Source organism: Kaarinaea lacus, assembly GCF_975902315.1.
Map to the genome: position 1 here is coordinate 1 of NZ_CDLKIE010000382.1, position 3,231 is coordinate 3,231.

The 3,231-nt window shown below is 47.0% G+C and carries 3 protein-coding genes; 2 read left to right on the forward strand and 1 reads right to left on the reverse strand.

Annotation, left to right across the window (positions count from 1 at the left end):
* Positions 1–1,623: hypothetical protein (locus ACWVCM_RS12265; protein ID WP_455202043.1), on the forward strand; the 1,623-nt coding region annotated here is incomplete at its 5' end.
* 27 nt (positions 1,624–1,650) lie between these two features.
* On the opposite strand, the gene ACWVCM_RS12270 is transcribed toward ACWVCM_RS12265, so the two are convergent.
* Positions 1,651–2,535, reverse strand: a complete 885-nt coding sequence (locus ACWVCM_RS12270) for a LysR family transcriptional regulator (protein ID WP_455202044.1) — start codon at positions 2,533–2,535, stop codon at positions 1,651–1,653.
* Positions 2,536–2,654: 119 nt separating this feature from the next.
* Here ACWVCM_RS12270 and ACWVCM_RS12275 point away from each other — a divergent pair.
* A partial coding sequence (locus ACWVCM_RS12275) for a nitrilase-related carbon-nitrogen hydrolase (protein ID WP_455202045.1) occupies positions 2,655–3,231 on the forward strand: 577 nt, incomplete at its 3' end.

Consider the following 3,231-nt stretch of genomic DNA (forward strand, 5'->3'; position numbering starts at 1 on the left):
CCGGCAATAGTTGCGCCGACAAAAATAGGCAATGAGATTTATGTTGATGGCGGTTTGGTTAACAACCTTCCGGTAGAATTAGGCAGGCAGTTGTGCGGTGACAGACTAATCGTCGTCAACCTGGGTACAAAACCCAAACCCAAGCATGAATTAAAAAACTCTATTGATGTCGCATTGCAGGCCATTGTGTTGCTCACCGAACAAAACGTAGAAAGATCTCTTAAAAAGCTGTCTTCCAACGACGTACTCATTGAACCTGATTTAGAAGAATACAGCTCTTCGAGTTTTTCCCATCAGCGTGAGATTATTGCGCGCGGCGTTGCGGCTGCCATGATAAATAAGGAGGCGCTTGAAGAACTCTCTCTTACCCCTGAAGCCTATCAACGATGGCTGATACGGCGTGAATACAAAGAACCTCCAACGTATGCCGTAACACAAATAAAAGCGGAAACAACCGGCAACATTAGTGAAAAAGCTGTATTACGAGACGTCACAACAAAAGCGGGACACAGCTTTGACAGTAAAAAACTGGACCATAACCTGGTGGACATGTTTGGCCGGGGTGATTTTGCGTATATAGGTTATACCCTGCTCCCCGATGAAGAAAATGCCACCGTTGTTATTGACGCAGAAAGCAAACCCTGGGGGCCCGGCTATTTAAAGATCGGGATTGGTGCCGCCACCGATTTTACCAGTCCGACGCAACTCAATCTTGCGGCTAGTTATCGCCGTACCTGGGTAAACAGCCTGGGCGCTGAGTGGCGCGTTGATTCGCAAATTGGCTATGATTCCTTTTTGAAAACAGAATTTCTACAGCCATTGCAGGTGCGTGATGGTGTATTTATTACTCCTTATATTGGCGCCAGAAGGCATTTCGTCCAGTTTTATGACGAAGACATCCGGCTGGGCGATGCCAGGATAACACGACTGGAGGCCGGCCTGGACGTTGGGATCAGTGGGAGCCTGGGCGAACTGCGGCTTGGCCCGCTACTCGCTGATCTAAAACTTACACCTGACTTTGGAGTGATTACCCCCTTAATTCCTGAAAGCAATCTAACACGCGAGGCTTTAAGATTTTCAGCCGTTATGGACCAGATGGATCGTGTCACTTTCCCTCGTTCCGGATGGTACGCTGGAATGAACATTCTGTCAGGAAAAGACAAAGAAGATGATGTTACTGACGAATTCAGCCTCGCACAGGTCATAGTTACCGGTGTTAAAAGCCTGGGTAACCATACACTGACGGCGCATGGCGAGTGGGGAAAGGAAATCAGCGGGAGTGATTACATTCCGGTGTCCGATGTTTTTGTACTCGGCGGCCCCAGGCGGCTATCGGGATTATACCTGGATCAATTAATCGGCACGCAATATGATTTTGAATCCCTGGGCTATTACATGCAATATTCCAGGATACCGGCACAAGTTGGCAATGGTTTGTATGTGGGACTAACCCTGGAGACAGGCCGGATTAATGATCCGTTTATGAAAGATCTATGGGATCGGATATATTCCGGCAGTGTTTTCTGGGGCGCAGATACAATATTAGGCGCCGTATATATTGGCTTCGGCTATTCGAGCCTGGATCAAAAAGCCTGGTACCTGATGATTGGTCCGCGGTTTTAAACGAAAGTGTAAACTGGGTCCATACTTTCATTGATTATGTTGCGGACAATTGCCTTCAAACAGGTCCTGTTTTTCTTTAATAGCACTCGCCATATGATCACGAAAGCTCAGCACTCTGGCAGTACGCTTTAAATCCGGGTGTAATAAAATCCAGAGACCCAGGTTATAAGCCGGGTCCGGTTCGCAATAGCGTTCAAGCGCTGAATCAGCATCACCCATAAAACAGGGAAGAATAGAAACTCCTAAGCCTTCTTTTATTGCGGCAAGTGTTAACAACGTATCATCACTAACAAAGTTATGTGACTGTTCACTGCAGACCTGTTTTGTCCAGGTTTTATGGAATACACAACAATCCACGCCAATCCACTTTGGTTCACTGTGTTGCTCACGAAGTTTGTTTATGTAGGAACGACTACCGTAGATCGTAGAAGCAACGGTAACAATCCGTTTTCCAATTAAGGTGTCAGGTGGTGAGTTGGTCAAGCGTATGGCAACATCTGCATCACGCTGGGCAAGGCTGGCATCCAGATTGGAAACGACAATATGTAACTTCACCAGCGGGTGTTGATTACTAAAGTCAGCAAACATTGGCATCAGAACCGAAGAAGCCATATTGTTTATCGCCGTGACACGTAATGGGCCGATTAGGTGGGTGTCTTTTCCTATGAGTGCACCGTCTACTCCCAGCACTTCCCGTTCAATGTTAATGGCCGCTTCTTTGACATGCTCACCCGCCTGGGTTAGTTCATAGCCACCTTTTTTACGCTCAATCAAGCGTGCACCGAGCTTCAGCTCGAATTGCCGCATGCGCCGAGAGATGGTGGAATGTTGAACTCCCAATTGCGTAGCGGCACCACTAATGGAGCCGGTACGAGCCACCGCCAGAAAGAGTCTCAAATCATCCCAATTCATATCTGCCCCATTTTGTGCATTTTTGCACATTATGTTTCTTTTTTTTGTTAATTGTAAGTAAAAATGAACAAACTACACTTTAAAGAAAGCCAAATCAACGAATTTACTGGAGTGACAACATGACAAAAATAGCCGTAGTACAAAAACCACCTGTTTTCCTCAACAAGGCGGAAACCATCAAATCTGCTGTAGCCATGGTGGAGGAAGCTTCAGCCAGTGGCGCTCAATTAGTGGTTTTTACCGAAGCCTTTATTCCCGGTTACCCTGCCTGGGTGTGGCGACTAAGGCCCGGGGGGGACTGGAACACCTCCGAAGAATTACATCATCGCCTGCTTAACAACGCCGTCAATGTGGATGCCGATGACCTGGCTCCTTTATATGCTGCCGCTAAAAAATATAAAGTCACTATCGTTTGCGGTATTGAAGAGCGTGATGGAAAACTTAGCCAGGCAACACTGTATAACACCGTAGTAACGATTGGTCCGGAAGGTACCTTATTAAACAAGCATCGCAAGCTGATGCCAACAAATCCTGAACGTATGGTATGGGGCTTTGGTGATGCCACAGGATTAAAAGTGGTTGATAGTCCGGCGGGCCGTATCGGTGCATTACTGTGCTGGGAGAATTACATGCCACTGGCGCGTTATGCCTTGTATGCACAGGGTGTCGAGATCTATATTGCCCCCACTTATGACA

Coding starts and splice junctions, on each gene's coding strand:
- ACWVCM_RS12270 (WP_455202044.1), bottom strand. CDS start 2,535: ATGAATTGGGATGATTTGAGACTCTTTCTGGCGGTGGCTCGTACCGGC.